General features: G+C 37.2%; 17 protein-coding genes. 14 read left to right on the top strand and 3 right to left on the bottom strand.

From position 1 onward, the window contains the following. The first annotated feature begins 4 nt into the window (after window positions 1-4). The 4 genes from ACORJQ_RS05690 to pnuC are packed head-to-tail and all read left to right on the top strand — an operon-like array spanning window position 5 to window position 1,788. Window positions 5-247 (top strand): YkoF family thiamine/hydroxymethylpyrimidine-binding protein, encoded by a 243-nt coding sequence (locus ACORJQ_RS05690; protein ID WP_321326785.1) that lies wholly within the window; start codon window positions 5-7, stop codon window positions 245-247. Between the two features lie 27 nt (window positions 248-274). Beyond that, on the top strand, window positions 275-898 hold the full coding sequence (locus ACORJQ_RS05685) for a class I SAM-dependent methyltransferase (protein ID WP_321326783.1): 624 nt from the start codon (window positions 275-277) through the stop codon (window positions 896-898). 10 nt (window positions 899-908) lie between these two features. Beyond that, on the top strand, window positions 909-1,178 hold the full coding sequence (locus ACORJQ_RS05680; RefSeq protein WP_321326782.1) for a YkoF family thiamine/hydroxymethylpyrimidine-binding protein: 270 nt from the start codon (window positions 909-911) through the stop codon (window positions 1,176-1,178). Continuing rightward, on the top strand, window positions 1,165-1,788 hold the full coding sequence (gene pnuC, locus ACORJQ_RS05675) for a nicotinamide riboside transporter PnuC (RefSeq protein ID WP_321326781.1): 624 nt from the start codon (window positions 1,165-1,167) through the stop codon (window positions 1,786-1,788). Before ACORJQ_RS05680 ends, pnuC begins: the two co-directional genes overlap by 14 nt. 15 nt (window positions 1,789-1,803) lie before the next feature. On the opposite strand, the gene ACORJQ_RS05670 is transcribed toward pnuC, so the two are convergent. After that, window positions 1,804-2,775 carry a hypothetical protein gene (locus tag ACORJQ_RS05670; RefSeq protein WP_321326779.1) on the bottom strand — a complete coding sequence of 324 codons (972 nt, stop codon included), beginning with the start codon at window positions 2,773-2,775 and terminating at the stop codon, window positions 1,804-1,806. 264 nt (window positions 2,776-3,039) lie between these two features. Here ACORJQ_RS05670 and ACORJQ_RS05665 point away from each other — a divergent pair, with 264 nt between their 5' ends. The 10 genes from ACORJQ_RS05665 (at window position 3,040) to ACORJQ_RS05620 (ending at window position 11,436) form a co-directional block, all read left to right on the top strand. Next, the gene (locus ACORJQ_RS05665) at window positions 3,040-3,687 is read left to right on the top strand and encodes a protein-L-isoaspartate O-methyltransferase family protein (RefSeq protein ID WP_321326777.1); all 648 of its coding nucleotides are present in this window, start codon (window positions 3,040-3,042) and stop codon (window positions 3,685-3,687) included. 284 nt (window positions 3,688-3,971) lie between these two features. Next, the gene (locus tag ACORJQ_RS05660) at window positions 3,972-5,429 is read left to right on the top strand and encodes a c-type cytochrome (protein ID WP_321326775.1); all 1,458 of its coding nucleotides are present in this window, start codon (window positions 3,972-3,974) and stop codon (window positions 5,427-5,429) included. Then, window positions 5,429-6,676 (top strand): hypothetical protein, encoded by a 1,248-nt coding sequence (locus tag ACORJQ_RS05655; RefSeq protein ID WP_321326774.1) that lies wholly within the window; start codon window positions 5,429-5,431, stop codon window positions 6,674-6,676. The genes ACORJQ_RS05660 and ACORJQ_RS05655 overlap by 1 nt, the downstream gene beginning before the upstream one ends. 9 nt (window positions 6,677-6,685) lie before the next feature. Continuing rightward, window positions 6,686-7,090 carry a c-type cytochrome gene (locus ACORJQ_RS05650; protein WP_321326772.1) on the top strand — a complete coding sequence of 135 codons (405 nt, stop codon included), beginning with the start codon at window positions 6,686-6,688 and terminating at the stop codon, window positions 7,088-7,090. Continuing rightward, entirely contained in the window at window positions 7,087-8,418 is a 1,332-nt protein-coding gene (locus tag ACORJQ_RS05645; protein ID WP_321326770.1) for an FCSD flavin-binding domain-containing protein, read from the top strand. Before ACORJQ_RS05650 ends, ACORJQ_RS05645 begins: the two co-directional genes overlap by 4 nt. A gap of 16 nt (window positions 8,419-8,434) precedes the next feature. Further along, the gene (locus tag ACORJQ_RS05640) at window positions 8,435-9,142 is read left to right on the top strand and encodes a c-type cytochrome (RefSeq protein WP_321326768.1); all 708 of its coding nucleotides are present in this window, start codon (window positions 8,435-8,437) and stop codon (window positions 9,140-9,142) included. A gap of 251 nt (window positions 9,143-9,393) precedes the next feature. Beyond that, window positions 9,394-9,681: a DUF3817 domain-containing protein gene (locus tag ACORJQ_RS05635; RefSeq protein ID WP_321326766.1), complete on the top strand. Its 288-nt coding sequence runs from the start codon at window positions 9,394-9,396 to the stop codon at window positions 9,679-9,681. A 37-nt stretch (window positions 9,682-9,718) separates the two neighbouring features. Continuing rightward, window positions 9,719-10,687: an SLAC1 anion channel family protein gene (locus ACORJQ_RS05630; protein WP_321326764.1), complete on the top strand. Its 969-nt coding sequence runs from the start codon at window positions 9,719-9,721 to the stop codon at window positions 10,685-10,687. A 9-nt stretch (window positions 10,688-10,696) separates the two neighbouring features. Then, entirely contained in the window at window positions 10,697-11,104 is a 408-nt protein-coding gene (locus ACORJQ_RS05625; RefSeq protein WP_321326762.1) for an acyl-CoA thioesterase, read from the top strand. An 11-nt stretch (window positions 11,105-11,115) separates the two neighbouring features. Continuing rightward, a complete protein-coding gene (locus ACORJQ_RS05620) occupies window positions 11,116-11,436 on the top strand; it encodes a NifB/NifX family molybdenum-iron cluster-binding protein (RefSeq protein ID WP_321326760.1) in 321 nt (106 codons plus the stop codon). Between the two features lie 232 nt (window positions 11,437-11,668). On the opposite strand, the gene ACORJQ_RS05615 is transcribed toward ACORJQ_RS05620, so the two are convergent. Both ACORJQ_RS05615 and ilvC read right to left on the bottom strand, forming a co-directional pair. Continuing rightward, on the bottom strand, window positions 11,669-14,254 hold the full coding sequence (locus ACORJQ_RS05615; RefSeq protein WP_321326758.1) for a methyl-accepting chemotaxis protein: 2,586 nt from the start codon (window positions 14,252-14,254) through the stop codon (window positions 11,669-11,671). A 1,564-nt stretch (window positions 14,255-15,818) separates the two neighbouring features. Further along, entirely contained in the window at window positions 15,819-16,835 is a 1,017-nt protein-coding gene (ilvC, locus tag ACORJQ_RS05610) for a ketol-acid reductoisomerase (protein ID WP_321326756.1), read from the bottom strand. Window positions 16,836-16,948: the final 113 nt, after the last annotated feature.

Raw genomic sequence — 16,948 nt, 5'->3', positions numbered from 1 at the left:
ATAAATGAAAATTTCAGTTGATATAAGCCTCTACCCTTTGCAAGAAAGCTATAGAGCTTCGGTAAAGAAATTTATAGATGATATTAAAGATATGCCTAATACCACTGTGACTGTGAACGCAATGAGCACGACTTTATTTGGTGAATATCAAGATATTATGCCTGCACTTAAAAAGGCCATGCTAAGCTCATTACAAGAGATCCCACAAAGCATTTTTGTTATTAAACTTTCTGGCGGTTGCCACTAAAACTTTTTTTGAAACGAGAATAATCTTATGGCTAAAACCAAAGGGTATGAATCCCACGCAACAACCTATGATGAATGGTTTGATGAAAATCCTGACATATATCAAGCTGAAATTTCAGCTGTCAAACAACTTTTACCGAGTGGTAAAGGAATTGAAATTGGTGCTGGCAGTGGGCGTTTTACCGCACCACTTAAGATTGATACCGGAATTGAACCTGCTTTAGCGATGCGTGAACAAGCTAAGTTAAGAGGTCTTTCATTAATTGAAGGTACTGCTGAACAGCTACCCGTTGCAGATAATGAGTTTGATTTTGCCATCTTTATTACCTCTACTTGCTTTTTAGATGACCCACTAAAAGCTTATCAAGAAGCCGCACGCGTGACGAAAGAAAATGGAAAAATCATCATTGCCTTTTTAGAAAAAAACTCCGAACTTGGCAAGCTTTATGAAGCTCACAAAGCAGACAGCCCGTTCTATTGTGATGCCACTTTTTATAGCTATAAACAGATTAGCGGCTTTTTAAATGACGCAGGTTATAAAAACCTTACTAGCGTTCAGACTGTATTACCTGAACATAACAATCAAAAAAAACATGACATCTTACCTGGTCATGACCAAGGCACATTTGTTGTAATTTGTGCAGAAAAATAAAGGAACCACAATGAAAGTATCCGTTGAAATTAGCATGTATCCACTACGCGAAAAATACTGCCAACCCATTATTGATTTTATTGACCGTTTAGAAAAACAAACAAGTGTGAGTATTCAGCGTAATAGCATGTCCACCCATATCTATGGTGACTACCGTGCCGTCATGGATACATTAGATACAGAAATGCTAAATGTTTTAGAGCAAATTCCTGAAACGGTTTTTGTAATCAAATTAATTGGTACAGATCGCGAAAAAGCAGTGATTAATGCTTGCGAGTAATGAACTATTCAATGATATTCTACAAGCCTTTTTAGCTCAATCGGGCTGGGAATGGTTGGCGGCTAGCTTAGGTATTTTATATGTAATTTTAGCGGCTAAAGAATCTGTCTGGTGCTGGCCGTCAGCGTTTATCAGTACAATAATTTATACCGTACTATTTTGGGATGGTCAGCTCCCCATGCAAGCCTTGCTTAATTTCTATTACATGGCAATGGCCATATATGGGTTTATGCTTTGGAACAAAAAATCAGATGTGGAAGACAGATTACAAATCAGCAATAAACCATTAAAGTTTCACCTGATTTATATTTTTACAGGCCTGGTAGTTTCGGGTCTTATTGGTTTATATCTTTCAACCTATCCAGATACACAACTACCTTATTTAGATGCTCTTGTAATGGTATTTTCTGTCATGACAACAGTGTTAATGGCTCGTAAAGTGATAGAAAACTGGCTGTATTGGATTGTCATTGATAGCTTTGCTATCGCTTTATATTGGCAAACTGGTTTTTATGTCACGATTGCTATGTTTCTTGTCTATTTAGCATTGGCTTTTTATGGCTATATCAATTGGTACAAAATACACAAACAATCACTGCCGGAACATTAGAACATTGAAAAATATTCAGCCAGTGAATAGCACTGGCCGAGCCATCCATCTATCTATATCTTTTTCTCCCAATGCGTTCATCAGATAAAATAACACTCGGTAAACCACTCTTTGCTCTTTTGAAATAATCACCTGGCAATTAGTGGCCAAAAAATAACGCTTTTTAAAAACATCTGCTTGTTGGGCGGTTAATAAATATTCCAACATAACAAAGTCCAACTCCGCAGGTGCAAATACATACGCATCTAAATCAAATACTCCAGTAATATCACCATTATTTTGAGCAAATTGATCCCAACGTAAATCCATCATTAACGGCACATTTTTAGAAGATTCAATCTGTTTTACAAGCTCTATTGCTTGATCAATATAAACCGATTCAATACTCTTTTTTTGAGAAAGCACTTCAATCGCTTCAGTGACTTTTTGTCGCCAAACATTTGAATCATAAAAACTGGTGGTAGATATTTTAGGGAATTCAATTCTGCCAAAACCACTGACTGAATATTGATGCAAACCAATTAATAAATCACTCAACTGCTCGATATTTTTCATACTCAGTTGACTTGAACTAAGCGGACAACCAGAAATTTTTTCTACTGCAAGAGCCGCTTGATTTTGCCCTACAAGTAAATCAATCGCGTTAGGTATTTTTAACTGACAAAGAGAAGATATAAGTGGATAAGAATAAGAGGCATTTTGATAAGCTTTTTTTAAAGATAAACCAAACAGTAGGTTCATTGCTTCCCAAAAAGGCGTGCTTAATACCGCTTGGTTATCATCACAACTTTTTAACACACACTCAGAAAAGCCAGATTTATTAAATTCATTACTAAACTGCAACAACCAAATTTGTGAACTACTATCGGAATACAGGCCTGGTAAAAACTCTACATGAGTAATTTGTTGATATTTTTTTAACAACGATCCAGAGTAACCTTTAAACGGAGTTTTATTTATAAAAGTATTATTTATTGTCTGAGGCAATACAAATAACTCCCGTTAATAATTAGTTAAGCAACACGCCATATTCAACAAACAAATAATAGCCTTTTCATTCTTATTGTGTAAAAAACTGTTAAATATTATGGCATTTAATGGCTTTTTTAGCGTTTCAAACAAACAAAGCGTTTATAAAAGAGAACGAATTAGATATAATCTGTCGGCTAAAATTTTGGTCAGCTAATTTTCGGTCAGTTAATCGCTACCTAAAAATATTTAAGAACTAATACAAGACATAAAGGTTAAAAAATGAATCTAGATCAAGCGCGCTTTTTCATGGTAGAACAGCAAATCCGCCCTTGGGATGTTTTAGATCCCAAAATTCTAGATTTATTAATGGACACTCCAAGACACCTATTTGTAGATGCTGGTAATGAAGAATTAGCTTACATGGACATTGAATTGCCTATTGGTGAAGATGAAGCCATGATGGCACCAAAAGTTGAAGGCCGTTTATTACAGGCTTTAGATATTGATGAAAACGATAACGTTTTAGAAATCGGTACAGGTTCTGGCTACTTAACCGCATTAATGGCAAGCCTTGGTAAAACAGTCACTACGGTAGAAATACACGAAAACATTCAGGCCACAGCTAAAAAACGTTTAACCAATTATGAGAATATCGATTTTCAAATCGGTGATGGAAGTCAAGATTGGCCAGATGGTAAAGAGTATGACGTTATTGTTTTGACAGGCTCAGTTTCAGAAACACCAAAAGCTTACAAAGATAAGTTAACTCTTGGTGGTCGATTGGTAGCTATTTCTGGTAACTCTCCGGCAATGGCCGCTAAAGTCATTACCCGTATAAGTAATCAAGAATGGGAAGTTGAATCTCTATTTGAAACAGATCTCAAACCATTAATCTCATCAAACACAAATTCTAAATTTATTTTTTAAAAACTAAATATCTTTGCATTTAAACCTTTACTAACCTCCAATTTTAGTAAAGGTTTAGATCTTTATCCCCCTATAACTACTTTTAATTCACTTTTCCTCAATACTACAATATCTTACGTATAATTAAGAAAAGTTTATGACAAATCTCAAGAGTCATAAATTTTTTCATACCCCTATCAATAAAATATTTTGAATTCTATTCCCACTATATATTTCTTACAATAACACCAGTTTATAAGTTTATCTTATGCTACATAAACCCTATTAATAATAAGGAAATTCACATGGATTTGATTAGCCTTTATCCTACGTGGTTTGAACCGATGGTTGGTTCTGGCTGGGTAGTGGCGCTGATTGCGACCTTCCACGTACTTGCATCTCACACATCTGTGGGTGCTGCTATGTTGTTCGCATACCTTTCGCACAAAGCTTACCGCGAAGATCGAGATGATCTTCTTGATTTTATTAAGAAATATGGTCTTTTCTTAATGGTCTTTACCTATGTTGCCGGCTCGATTACTGGACCTGGTATTTGGTATTCAACAACCGTTGCTAGTCCAAATGGTATTGGAGCTTTAATTCACTCATTTGTATGGAAATGGGCTACTGAGTGGGTATTCTTCGTTATCGAAGTTGTCGGTGTTTACATGATCGTTTACCTAGTAGGTAAAGTTGATAAGCGAACTCACATGAAGATTTCTATCATTTTTGGTATTGCTTCTTTCGCAACTCTAATCATTATCGTTGGTATCTTGTCATTCATGATGCTTCCTGGTAAAGAGCAGTGGTTTACTGAAGGTGGTTACTTAAATGGCTTCTACGGAACAAATACCTTTATTCAAACCGCAATGCGTATTGCATTTATGTTCACAATGACTGCGGTCGTTGGTGGTATTGTTGTTGCAGGCATTAAAGACCCAGCATTCAAAAAAGAGATGGCTCGTAAATTGGGTTGGTTAGGTATTATCTCGACTATTTCTGGTGCTCTTTTATTCCAGTGGTATTTAACATCAGTTCCAGATCAAGCTTTACTGGTTATGGAAAACCGTCTACCAACCTATTTTGTACCAAGCATTATGGCAGTACTAGCGGGCACATTAACCTACTTTGTCATTACAATGCTTCGCCCTCAGGTATTGGTTGAAGGCTTTGCAGGTGCAATGACCGTTATTATTCTTGTTGCGGGATTATGGCCTGAAGAGACTGCTCGTGAATCTATGCGTAAACCTTGGGTTGCGGGTCAATACGTTTACTCTAACCAAGTTATTGGTAGAGACGTGCCAGGTATGGACATTAAGTCACAATTACCAACCATTGAAAGAGTTGGTATTTTAAAAGCTCATCCTTTTACACCTGACGCTCTAAAAACCGTTACCGATGGTAATAAGATCCAAGCAGGTGAATATATTGCAATGGTGTATTGCTCTAACTGCCACTCACCAAGTAAAACCGGGATTCGTCCACTTCACCGCTACTTCCCTGATGGCATTACACAAGCACGAATGGAGCAATATGTTAAAGGTGTTTTAACAACAGGTAATATTGCTTATATGCCAAAAATGCCAATGTTAGATTCTGAAGTAACAGCACTATCTGCGTTCTTAGTAATGAATAAAAATCAAGGTCAAGATGCTGTTGTTGCTGCAATCAAACAAGAAGTTGACGACCGTAATCGTGCTCTTGCAGAAAAAAATGCAGCTGACAAAGTTGCCTCTGCAACTATCTCACAGGAGGTGAAATAATGGATGCTTCTCAAGTAGCTCAGATCACTGAGATGATGTACGCCCTGCGTAATCCAGCGGGTGTACCAACCTACCCAATTATTTTTATAGGGCTTGGTGTATTAACGTTTGCTCTACATATTTTATTTGTACAGCTGATGTTAGGAACCTCTGCCATTACCATTTTTGGTGCTTTTAAAAATGATGCCAAATGGCGTCGTTTAGGTGCAGCAATGTTAGAAATAGCTAAGGTTTCTGTATCAGTAGCTATTGTTATTGGCGTGGCACCGTTGTTGTTTGTACAGGTCGTATATGACCCTCACTGGTACACATCTAATGTTTTATCAGCGGTATGGGTTATTGCCTTTATTGTAATTCTTATCTTTGCTTATTGGGCTATGTACGGCTACTACTTCCTAAACAGTAAAGAAAAAGATAAAACTAAAGAGCCTAAAGGCAAAGCTTGGATGTTAATTAGCTTGGCATTAATGTTAACTGTTGGTTTTATTATGCACAGCTTAACGTCACAAATCCTGCACCCAGAACTTTGGAAAGAGTGGTATCTGCAAAATGGTGTGCTTGATTATTCTGGTTCTAAATTACATGCATATAATTTATGGCGTTTTGCGTTCTTTATCAGCATGGCTATTCCTGTAACTGGTGGTATGTTGGTGACTTATCGTCGCTTTAAAATGGTTCGCGAAGATGCTGATCACGAATACCTCGACTGGGCTGCCGAAGTTGGTAAAAAATGGATTAAAGTAGGTTCTGTTATTTCTGCTGCTCTTTATGTTGCATGGATGATGACAATTCCGGAAACTGCTGGTAATTTTGCAACTTCATTCTGGGGCATTATCGGTGGCGTTATGGTTCTTTTCTACGCTATCTGGGCACAAATCCGTTTACGTGGCAATGCAATGTTCTGTAGCTATATGGCTCTACCAATGGCATTAGTAATCGGTTTAGTAGTGTCGATTTCAAGAGAAATGTTACGTTATGGAATTTTAGACGGTTTCTTTGGCTATAACTTTATGGACTATAAAGTTGTGATGGACTGGTATTCAACTGGTCTGTTCTTTGTAACCTTTGCAGTAGTGGGTGGTTCTGTTTTAGCTTACTTCTTAACGATTGCATGGCAAGCTGGTCAAACAGTAGGTGTTTATACTCCAAGCCCAATGGTTAATAAAATGGGAACTATTGCTCTTTGGGTAATGGTGTTATGGACTGTGCAATTCTTTGTAATCGGTTTTTATACCTGGGCACAATAGGAGAAGAATATGAAAAAGACATTATTAATAAGTGCCCTACTAAGCACTTCAGCTATGGTTTTAACTCAACCAGCTTTTGCTGAAGCACAAAATCCAATTGCATCAGGTGCGGCAATGGCTTGGCAATGTGCACCGTGTCACGGTACTAATGGTCAAGAATTTTTAGAAGCCATGCCACCACTTGCAGGCATGCCTGTTGAACAGTTTACTAGAGCAATGCTTGCTTACCGTGATGGTACTCGTCCAGCCGTTATTATGGATCGAGTAGCTCGTGGATTCACTGATGCTGAAATTGATGCAATGGCAGCATGGTTTGTAAAACAACCTATTAAACAATGGGAAAACACAAGCCTAAATGAAGAGCTTCAACTTAATGACAAAGCAGATGCTCAAGCGACAGGAGGTCAAAAATGAGCCAGCTAGAAAACAAAACATTCGACAGTAAAATCACTCGTCGTGACTTAGTTAAAATTTTTGGTGCTACGGCGGTTGCTGGTACAGGTATTTTTGGTGCAAGTTCTAAAGCTTTTGCAAAATCGGCGGCTCATGTTGTTGTATTAGGTGGTGGTGTTGGTGGATCTACCTTTGCTAAATACCTACGTTTTGCTGATCCTGATGTCAAAATCACCATTATTGAACAAGAGCCAGAGTACATTACGTGCTTAAGAAGTAATGATGTTATTGTTGGCATGCATACCTTAGATGAACTTACTTTCAACTTAGACACCATTCGCTCTAAATATAATGTAAACGTGGTTATTGATAAGGTTGTTGGTGCAGATTTTGATACTAAAACGGTAACAACCGCAAAAGGTGACAAGTTCAGCTATGACAAATTAGTTGTTTCACCTGGTATTGATTTTAAATTCGAAGATTACGAAGGTTATACAGCGGAGTTAGCCGCTACCGATTTTCCTCACGCATACAAAGCTGGCCCTCAAACTTTAAAACTAAGAGAGCAACTTTTAGCTATGCGTCAAGGTGGTACAGCGATTATTTCTCCTCCACAAAATCCTTTCCGCTGCCCTCCTGGGCCGTATGAAAGAGCATCTTTCTTTGCGGAATATTTTAAAAATCATAACCCAACGGCTAAATTGATTGTTTTAGACCCTAAAGAACGTTTTACCAAAGACATTCCTTTTAAAAAGGCTTGGGAAAGACTTTATGGCTTTAAAACAGAGAACTCTATTATTGAATGGGTTCCAGGTTCAGAAGGTGGTCGCGTAATTGGCTTAGATGCCGCTACAAAAACAGTGGAAACTGACACGGGTGAAATTAAAGCAGATCTAATTAATATCATTCCTAATCAGCGTGCTGGTGTTTTAGCACAGAAACTTGGATTAACAAATAGATCAGGTTGGTGTCCAATTAAACGCAATACCATGGAATCTGAGATTCAAGAAAGTGTTTATGTTTTAGGTGACAGTTCAATTGCCGATGCTATGCCTAAATCAGGTTACTCAGCTAACTCACAAGCTAAAGTTTGTGCACAAGCTGTAGCAGATACACTTAAAGGCAAAACGCCAGGAACTGCCATTTACTCAAACGTTTGCTACAGTCTAGCGGGTGAGAACTATGGTGTTTCTATTGCCGCTATTTATGAGGTTAAAGATGGTTTAATCCAACCAAAAGGTAAGTCTGCAGGTGTTTCACCTATTACAGATAAGCCTGCACAACCTATTCTAGAGGCCGTTTATCAAAAGAACTGGCAGCGTGAATTTGTTAAAGATGTATTCTCATAATTAAGGTAGAAAAGATATGTTAAAACAAACTTTATTAGCCGCTACCTTAGTAGGGGCGACTCTAGCTAGCAGTGCTGCATTATCTGCTGGTCATGGTGAAAAGCCACATACAACTCCTTGGTCTAACTTTTCTTTGGAGGAAAAAGTAAAAACAATGCCGCAAGGTGATGCTACTCGTGGACAACAGATTCATGAACAAATGATGTGTAATTCATGTCACGGTGTTAAAGGTGAGTCTCCATCACGTAATTACGCCTCATTAAATGGTCAAACTAAAGAATACACCATGAAAATGATGTTGGACTATCGTGATGGTCGTCGTTGGGAATCATACAAGCAAGCCAATATTATGGTAAAACTTGCACGAGCGATGGATGATCAACAAATTGCAGATGCAGCGGCATTTTATGCCAGTAACCCATCAACAGTTTGGCAAATTGAAGCACAACCAGTATCAGCAAAAATCGACCATCTGGTTCGTAAAGGTGATGTAAGTCGTATGATTACGCCATGTGCATCATGTCATGGTGCACACGGTGAAGGTAAAGGGATTACACCGGCAATTGCAGGTCAAGTTCCTGAATACTTTATTCGTACCATGAAGGCATACCAAGGTAAAGATCGTCACAATGATGTTAACCAAGGTATGGCACAATTTACACACGACTTAACCGATGAAGAAATCCGCGAATTAGCAGATTACTATGCAACATTAAGTAAATAAGAGGATAACGTTATGACTGGTATCAAAGCCATTATTTGGGGTCTCATTTTAACGTTTGGTTCTATTGCGTTAATGTGGTGGTTAAGCACCATAACGGTTGTTGCCGTTTAAACCCAACAACTCTCCTAAGTGACCTCTCAAAATCATTTTTGAGAGGTTTTCAACTCTATTCAAATTCTTTAAGAATCGTTAATTGTACAAACTCATGAGTTTGTAGAGTTAACTATTCTCATAATAAAAGAGCTTATTGTATGAAAACTTTAAAAACACTTTCGATATTAGAGGGAAGCTCTTTGCTTCTTTTACTTTTTATTGCTGTGCCTCTAAAACGTCTTGGCGACATGCCTGAAGCGGTAAGCGTTATCGGCCCTATTCACGGAGCTTTATTTGTTATTTTTAATTTATTTATCTTTTTTGCGATTTCTAAATTAAAACTTAAAAAGAAATATGCCGCTCTTGGGTTTATTGCTTCACTTATCCCTTTTGGTAGCTTTATCTACAAAGCCAAAATATTAAACCGTAGAAGCTCTTTTCGCTAACCAATAGCTTTTCTTCGCATATCATCTGGAGAACACCATGTCACAAAGACTACAAAATATTGCTTATTTTCCCGCCAGTTTCTTTGGGATGATTATGGGCTTAACAGGTCTAAGCATTGCTTTTATAGAACTATCAAAAGCATACGCAAGCACCTCACCATTGGTCAATATATCACTAGACCTTACCCTGCTTCTGTTTGTAGTGTTGTTACTGATGTATCTTTACAAAATAGTAAGATTTCCAAGAGAGGTTATTGCTGAGCTTAAACATCCCATTAAAATGAACTTTGTACCAACCATTAGCATAAGCATGCTTTTACTAAGTATTGCGTTCTATACACTTGGCTACACTGAGATTTCAAAGTACACATGGATAGTTGGAGCAGTTTTACAATTAAGCCTAACCTATTGGGTATTGTATAACTGGGTTCACCATGATTTCTTTACTCCTGAACATTCTAACCCAGCGTGGTTTATTCCTATTGTGGGTAATATTGTTGTGCCAATTGTCGGTGTTCATCATGCACCTGTAGAACTAAGTTGGTTCTTTTTCTCAGTTGGGATTATTTTTTGGTTGGTAGTAAAAGCCATTTTAGTAAACAGAATTATCTTTCATACGCCTTTACAAGAACGTCTTATTCCGACTTTATTTATTTTTATCGCTCCGCCTGCAGTGGGCTTTATTTCATATCTTGCTTTAAATAATCAAGAAATGAATCAGTTCGCCATAGTTTTATACTTTTTTGGTTTAGCGATGACACTTTTAATGCTCGTCTCTGCGGGCAAATTTATGAAGCTGTCGTTTGCTTTATCCTGGTGGGCATTCACCTTTCCATTAGCGGCTATGGCTATAGCAAGTTATAAAATGGCTCATATTTCTTCACATGAAATCTATTTTTATATTGCTGTAGCTATTCATCTATTTTTACTATTCATTGTGCTTTTGTTCTTAGTCAAGACCAGTAAAGCTGTTTATTTACAACAAATTTGTAATGACAAACACTAAGACACAACCATGAATCAAACTAACAAGGATGTTTTTAAGTTAACAATGGAAGCAAGAGATCACGAATGTGATATTCAAGGCGTGGTTAATAATGCACATTACCAACATTATTTTGAGCACGCCCGTCATCGCTATTTGCTTGACCATAAAATAGATTTTGCACAACTCGCCAAACAAGGTATTAACTTAATGGTTAATCATATTGAGATTAGCTACAAAGCATCACTAAGAGCTCATGATACTTTTATAGTTACCGTAGAACCGATACAAATATCTAAGCTCAAAGTCTGTTTTAAACAAATCATCTATATGACTGACTCTACAAAAATTATGGCCATTGCGAATACTACGGTTGTTACCGTGGGTGATAACGCTAAACCGCTTAAAAACAGTCCATTGCTTACACTATTTAATTAAGGAGCCTGCGTATGAAAATTGCGATTACAAGCCCAAATGCAAAAACTATCAGCGGGCATGCTGGCAAGTGTCCTGGTTATTTAATCTATGATATTGATGAGAGTAACAATATTCAAAAATCTCATATTAAATTATCAAAAGAAGAAGTTTTTAAAAACTTCTCTGGCACTTTATCTCAAAACCCAGACCACCCTCTTTATGGGATTAACGTATTTATTACACAAGGTTTAGGAGATGGCTTAAACAACCGTTTAAGCCAAGATAACATTCAAGTTTTAACAACGAATGAAGAAGATCCAGAAGTTATTTTAAATTCTATTTTAAATCACTGATACTCCATATTTAAGTTTTACCAGGCCTGGTAAAATATAAATTCATAAACCGAAGACAATAAAAAACCCCATAACTCATTAAGAATTACAGGGGTTGATATAACAATACTTACCGAAGAATGTCGAAAAATCAATCTATATCATAATCATGACAATCGACTAAAGAATTTATTTAAATTCTCTGCTTTCCAACTTTCAAACAAGGTTATTCAACATTATTTGTAGTTTGACCCTATTGCGCATGATGGACTATTGCACTATTTAAATCCGATAAAGCAATATCTAACTGATCAGTAACTTTTACAAATTCATCTAAAATAATATCCTTTTCTTTTAATTCATCAATCGACAATACCGAGTGGCTATCCATAATTTCTATGGCCTCTTTAACAAGTTCATGTTGCCTAATATGTAAATCGTCAACTTTGCGATACTCAGGGAAATTGGATATCTCAGGCGCTCTACTGATTATCGTTGCCAAACTCTTACCAACTCCGCAAGCACTTGGATTAATAGCACTTTCTAATTCTAGAGAAGTAGGTATTCCATTTAAAAATGTTTGAACACTACTTCTCCAAACACGCATGTTTTGACGAATATCCGACAACTTAACACCATAAACTTCATTTGAATGCTGAATTAATTTTTCAGCTTCGCTTTCATTGATAACAAACTTGCTCGTTTCAGCATTCAGAAGCACTGCCTGCTCCTTAAGTGATACAGCAGCACTTGAAGACTCTTCTACTAAAGCTGCATTACTTTGAATATTAGAATCAAGGTTACTGATTGCTAAAGCGATTTCACTTACCGAATGTTGCTGTTCTTGAATAGATGCAAGTACTATTTTCATCGCTTGACCAATGTTACTGACACGTTCATCAACAGATTCAAATGCCTTTTGAGTTTCGTAGACCTTAGAAACCCCTTCATTGACCTTATTTACTGAGCTATCTATTAACCCTTTAATATCTTTTGCTGCTTCTGCAGATTTTTGTGCAAGCGTTCTTACTTCACCAGCAACCACTGCAAAACCTCGACCATGCTCGCCAGCTCGAGCTGCTTCCACTGCTGCATTTAGTGCCAACAAGTTTGTTTGAAAAGCAATGCCATCAATTATAGTAATAATATTTGCAATTTCTTCAGAAGTCTTCTGGATTTGTTGTATAGAGCTGACTGTGGCCTCAAGAGATTCTTTTGCTACCTTATTGTCATCAACGGTTAAGTGCGCTGTATCGTTCACAGCAGTCAATTCTGCTGTATTCTCGTGCTGCAAATCGCTCATATTTGTCATCGAAGCATTGATTTCTTCCAACGCAGCGGCTGCTTGCTGTGTTCTATCTGAAAGATCGAGTGCTGCTTTGGACGATTCTTCAGCCGCTAAACCCACTGTTTCTGCAGCACGTTTAATATGTAACACAATCGCACTCAAATTATCCAAAGAGACGTTTGTCGCCCCTTTCATTGCGGCAAGAGAGCCTTGTAAATCTTTTTCGACACGACCACGAATATCTCCAATAGCCAACTTAGTCATAACAAAAACCATACTTTCAATAATGGCGTTAAGTTCTTCTAGTAATGAGTTCACATTATTCGAAGTGTCTAAATAAAATCCAGATAGATTTCCAGTATCAATATGCAATGCAGTATGCCCAGTGGAAGCCATACGCAATGTTGATTGTAATTCTTGCTCAATCAAACGCTGTTGTGTCATATCCTGCCATTCAATAATTGAACCGATACTTATACCATCACTATCTTTAACTGGAATAACTGATAGTTGAACCTTCAACAAGCCAATTTCTTCTTCAGACTGCTTCATCTGACTCAAGTCTTTAAAAAATACATTTGGACAGATACTATTTAATTTACAGCCAATCAACTTTGAAAGATCAAAACTTTGCGAACTCTTTCTCACTTCGTCAATATTTGTTTCAAAGAAAGTGTGCAGTTGTTTATTAACATAGATCACTTCGCCGTGATGATTCACCATCATCACACAGGAAGATGCATTATCTAAAGCAGATTTAAGACGCATACTGATTTTCAGCTTTTCTTGAGCATCTACATAGCTAGCACCTAACTGCACTTGCATCATTTTTACCGAAGATATCAGTCGGCTTAAAGAGTGATTACCATAGTAATTAACCTGCCCCGAAAAGTCACCTTCGCGCATTTTATCTATAACAATTTTGGCTTTACCTAAACGACTGAAAGCATACTGCCTCCCTGCATAAGAGTAACCTATAAAAAACAAGCTGATTGCTATTGCTATTTCAATTGATAGATTAAGCAATCCAGAAACTTCTCCTACTAATATCACTCCTAGAATAGCCACCATTGTAATCATCAAATTAATCGGATGAATCTTATCAAATACACACAGACGTTGAAATCCATCACGAATATAGCCATAACGAATCGATTTTCGACCTGAATCAATCTCTTTATAGAGAGTCGATGCAGATTGTTTTATTTCATTGCTAACCGGTTTTCTTATCGATAAATAACCAACTATTTTCCCTTTTTCTAATACCGGGGTAACATTTGCCTCCACCCAATAATAACTTCCATCTTTACAACGGTTTTTTACAATTTGCACCCAGGGAGAACCAGCCTTCAGCGTCATCCACATGTCTGCAAAAACTGCTTTGGGGACATCAGGATGCCTTACTATATTATGAGGTTGACCAATTAACTCTTGCTTACTGTAGCCACTAGCAATTACAAAAGCGTCATTGACCTCCAAAATCGTTCCGTTCAAATCGGTTTTGGATACTATCACCCCTAAATTAGATACATCTTTTTCGGTATTTTGCATTCTTATCACTCTTTTCAGACCAAACAAAAAAGGCATCAATCCCAAACAAATGAGAATGACGCCTTCGTCTTGGATTTATTCTTTAAATACTTTAATTAAATTGAGATTTTGATACTTGAGATAGTCTCGTCAGGATGATAAGCATCATAACAAGCAATGATATTTTGCCTACTTTTCAACTGAATCCTCTTTGAAACAGTCAAACAAAGCTCTACATAAAATGAAAACTGAGAACATTTAGACAGCTAAACCTTGTTAGGATTCAACTGTGCTTTAAAAATATCGCTTATTCTTCAAACAGACACTCTTTTCACTTTTCATAAGCGATAAAGAGAAGACGGCAAACTTTTTCACTAGGCAAAGTATTTAGCAGGTTCCAGGCCACCTGAGCCATCAAATAAGACTTCTTATCCATTTTTTTATTTTTCAGACAATATTGCGTATATTTATGCATATCAATTGTCAATCAAGGACTGTAACAAACAATTTTCTAGCTAGGAGTACCGTTCCCTATAACCATATACTCATTCTAAATAGTGCAATGCCGGCAAAACTTTGCCTAATGCAAATAAAATACCGCCTAAAACTCCAATACAGACTAATACTTGAAAAAAATTTAATTCAAAAAACTGTCTTTTGACCCATTGGTTTCTATTTTGCTTTTTGAAATAAACACCCACTTTATTTTCTAAATAAATGCACCTCTTATTAAGACTCCTCTTTTTGCTCAACTTTGTACACATTTACATACATTTCTTTACAGGCAATGAACACTTAAACACCTTTACCAGGCCTGGTAAAAGTTAAATTCAGCAATCTCCAAACAATAAAAAACCCCGTAATTCAATTGATCTACAGGGTTTTAAAACAAATCATTTTTAGCGAGCGTTTTTGCCAAGGTCAAGGCGGAGCTTGGTGAAATTTAGTGTACTAAACGAACCTATCGACAACACAGAGTTTGGCAAAACAAGCCAATCTACCTGGCCTGGCAAATTTTGGAAAACTTAAATTTTAGACAATAAAAAACCCCATAAACCGAAGAGGTTTACAGGGTTTTGAAACAAACCATTTTTAGCGAGCATTTTTGCCAAGGTCAAGGCGGTTAATGGCGAAGCTTACATTTAGTAAGCGAGTCATTAACCAACGCAGAGATTAGCAAAACAAGCCAATCTACCTGGCCTGGCAAATTTTGGGAAACTTAAATTTTAGACAATAAAAAACCCCATAAACCGAAGAGGTTTACAGGGTTTTAAAACAAACCATTTTTAGCGAGTATTTTTGCCAAGGTCAAGGCGGTTAATGGCGAAGCTTACATTTAGTAAGCGAGTCATTAACCAACGCAGAGATTGGCAAAACAAGCCAATCTACCTGGCCTGGCAAATTTTGGAAAACTTAAATTTTAGACAATAAAAAACCCCATAAACCGAAGAGGTTTACAGGGTTTTGAAACAAACCATTTTTAGCGAGCATTTTTGTCAAGGTCAAGGCGGTTAATGGCGAAGCTTACATTTAGTAAGCGAGTCATTAACCAACGCAGAGATTGGCAAAACAAGCCGCTAAAAAATTAGTTTTTGTCTTGGTCTACGATCTTATTCGACGCAATCCAAGGCATCATACCACGTAGTTTTTTACCAACTACTTCAATTCCGTGCTCAGCGTTATTACGACGAGCAGCTGTCATTGATGGGTAACCAGCTTGTCCTTCTAAAATGAACTGTTTAGCGTATTCACCTGACTGAATGTTTTTCAATGCTTGACGCATTGCTGCACGAGACTCATCATTAATAACCTGAGGACCAGTAACATATTCACCATATTCAGCGTTATTTGAGATTGAGTAGTTCATGTCTGCAATACCACCTTCAAACATTAGATCTACAATCAACTTAAGCTCGTGTAAACACTCAAAGTATGCCATTTCTGGCTCATATCCAGCTTCAACAAGTGTATCAAAACCAGCTTTAACAAGCTCAACTGCACCACCACAAAGAACTGCTTGCTCACCAAATAGGTCAGTTTCACATTCGTCACGGAACGTAGTTTCGATGATACCTGTACGACCACCACCTACACCAGAAGCGTAAGATAAAGCGATTTCTTTAGCGTTTCCAGATGCATCTTGCTGTACAGCGATAAGATCAGGAATACCACCACCACGAACAAATTCAGAACGTACAGTGTGACCAGGTGCTTTTGGAGCAATCATGATTACGTCTAAATCTTTACGAGGAATAACTTGGTTATAGATAATTGCAAAACCGTGAGCAAATGCTAAAACAGCACCTTGCTTGATGTTAGGTTCAATCTCTTCTTTATAAAGAACTGATTGAAACTCATCTGGAGTAAGAATCATAACAACGTCAGCACCTGCAACAGCTGTTGCAACGTCAGCAGTCTTTAGGCCGTAACCTTCTGCTTTAGCGATTGAAGAAGAACCAGGACGAAGACCAACAGTGACATCAACACCAGAGTCTTGTAGGTTAGCTGCGTGAGCATGCCCTTGAGAACCAAAACCGATGATGGCAACTTTCTTACCTTGGATGATTGATAGATCGCAGTCTTTATCGTAATAAACTTGCATTGTTATATCCTTACTTTTAATGAACACCCTGTATTCAAGGTATTCGTTGTTACTAAATAATTGTTTAAATTGGGTAAATATTAAAATTGGCTTTTAAATAATTCATTCTTTAT

This window comes from Thiomicrorhabdus sp. (assembly GCF_963662555.1).
Lineage (GTDB): Bacteria > Pseudomonadota > Gammaproteobacteria > Thiomicrospirales > Thiomicrospiraceae > Thiomicrorhabdus.
The sequence above is the reverse complement of the archived record's forward strand: the minus strand, read 5'-3'. Positions and strand labels throughout refer to the sequence as shown.

Excerpts from the sequence above, each read along its gene's own strand:
- ACORJQ_RS05680 (WP_321326782.1), top strand. The coding sequence starts at position 909 with ATGAAAGTATCCGTTGAAATTAGCATGTATCCACTACGCGAAAAATAC.
- ACORJQ_RS05625 (WP_321326762.1), top strand. The coding sequence starts at position 10,697 with ATGAATCAAACTAACAAGGATGTTTTTAAGTTAACAATGGAAGCAAGA.
- ACORJQ_RS05660 (WP_321326775.1), top strand. The coding sequence starts at position 3,972 with ATGGATTTGATTAGCCTTTATCCTACGTGGTTTGAACCGATGGTTGGT.
- ACORJQ_RS05690 (WP_321326785.1), top strand. The coding sequence starts at position 5 with ATGAAAATTTCAGTTGATATAAGCCTCTACCCTTTGCAAGAAAGCTAT.
- ACORJQ_RS05635 (WP_321326766.1), top strand. The coding sequence starts at position 9,394 with ATGAAAACTTTAAAAACACTTTCGATATTAGAGGGAAGCTCTTTGCTT.
- pnuC (WP_321326781.1), top strand. The coding sequence starts at position 1,165 with ATGCTTGCGAGTAATGAACTATTCAATGATATTCTACAAGCCTTTTTA.
- ilvC (WP_321326756.1), bottom strand. The coding sequence starts at position 16,835 with ATGCAAGTTTATTACGATAAAGACTGCGATCTATCAATCATCCAAGGT.
- ACORJQ_RS05630 (WP_321326764.1), top strand. The coding sequence starts at position 9,719 with ATGTCACAAAGACTACAAAATATTGCTTATTTTCCCGCCAGTTTCTTT.
- ACORJQ_RS05650 (WP_321326772.1), top strand. The coding sequence starts at position 6,686 with ATGAAAAAGACATTATTAATAAGTGCCCTACTAAGCACTTCAGCTATG.
- ACORJQ_RS05645 (WP_321326770.1), top strand. The coding sequence starts at position 7,087 with ATGAGCCAGCTAGAAAACAAAACATTCGACAGTAAAATCACTCGTCGT.
- ACORJQ_RS05665 (WP_321326777.1), top strand. The coding sequence starts at position 3,040 with ATGAATCTAGATCAAGCGCGCTTTTTCATGGTAGAACAGCAAATCCGC.
- ACORJQ_RS05615 (WP_321326758.1), bottom strand. The coding sequence starts at position 14,254 with ATGCAAAATACCGAAAAAGATGTATCTAATTTAGGGGTGATAGTATCC.
- ACORJQ_RS05640 (WP_321326768.1), top strand. The coding sequence starts at position 8,435 with ATGTTAAAACAAACTTTATTAGCCGCTACCTTAGTAGGGGCGACTCTA.
- ACORJQ_RS05685 (WP_321326783.1), top strand. The coding sequence starts at position 275 with ATGGCTAAAACCAAAGGGTATGAATCCCACGCAACAACCTATGATGAA.
- ACORJQ_RS05620 (WP_321326760.1), top strand. The coding sequence starts at position 11,116 with ATGAAAATTGCGATTACAAGCCCAAATGCAAAAACTATCAGCGGGCAT.
- ACORJQ_RS05655 (WP_321326774.1), top strand. The coding sequence starts at position 5,429 with ATGGATGCTTCTCAAGTAGCTCAGATCACTGAGATGATGTACGCCCTG.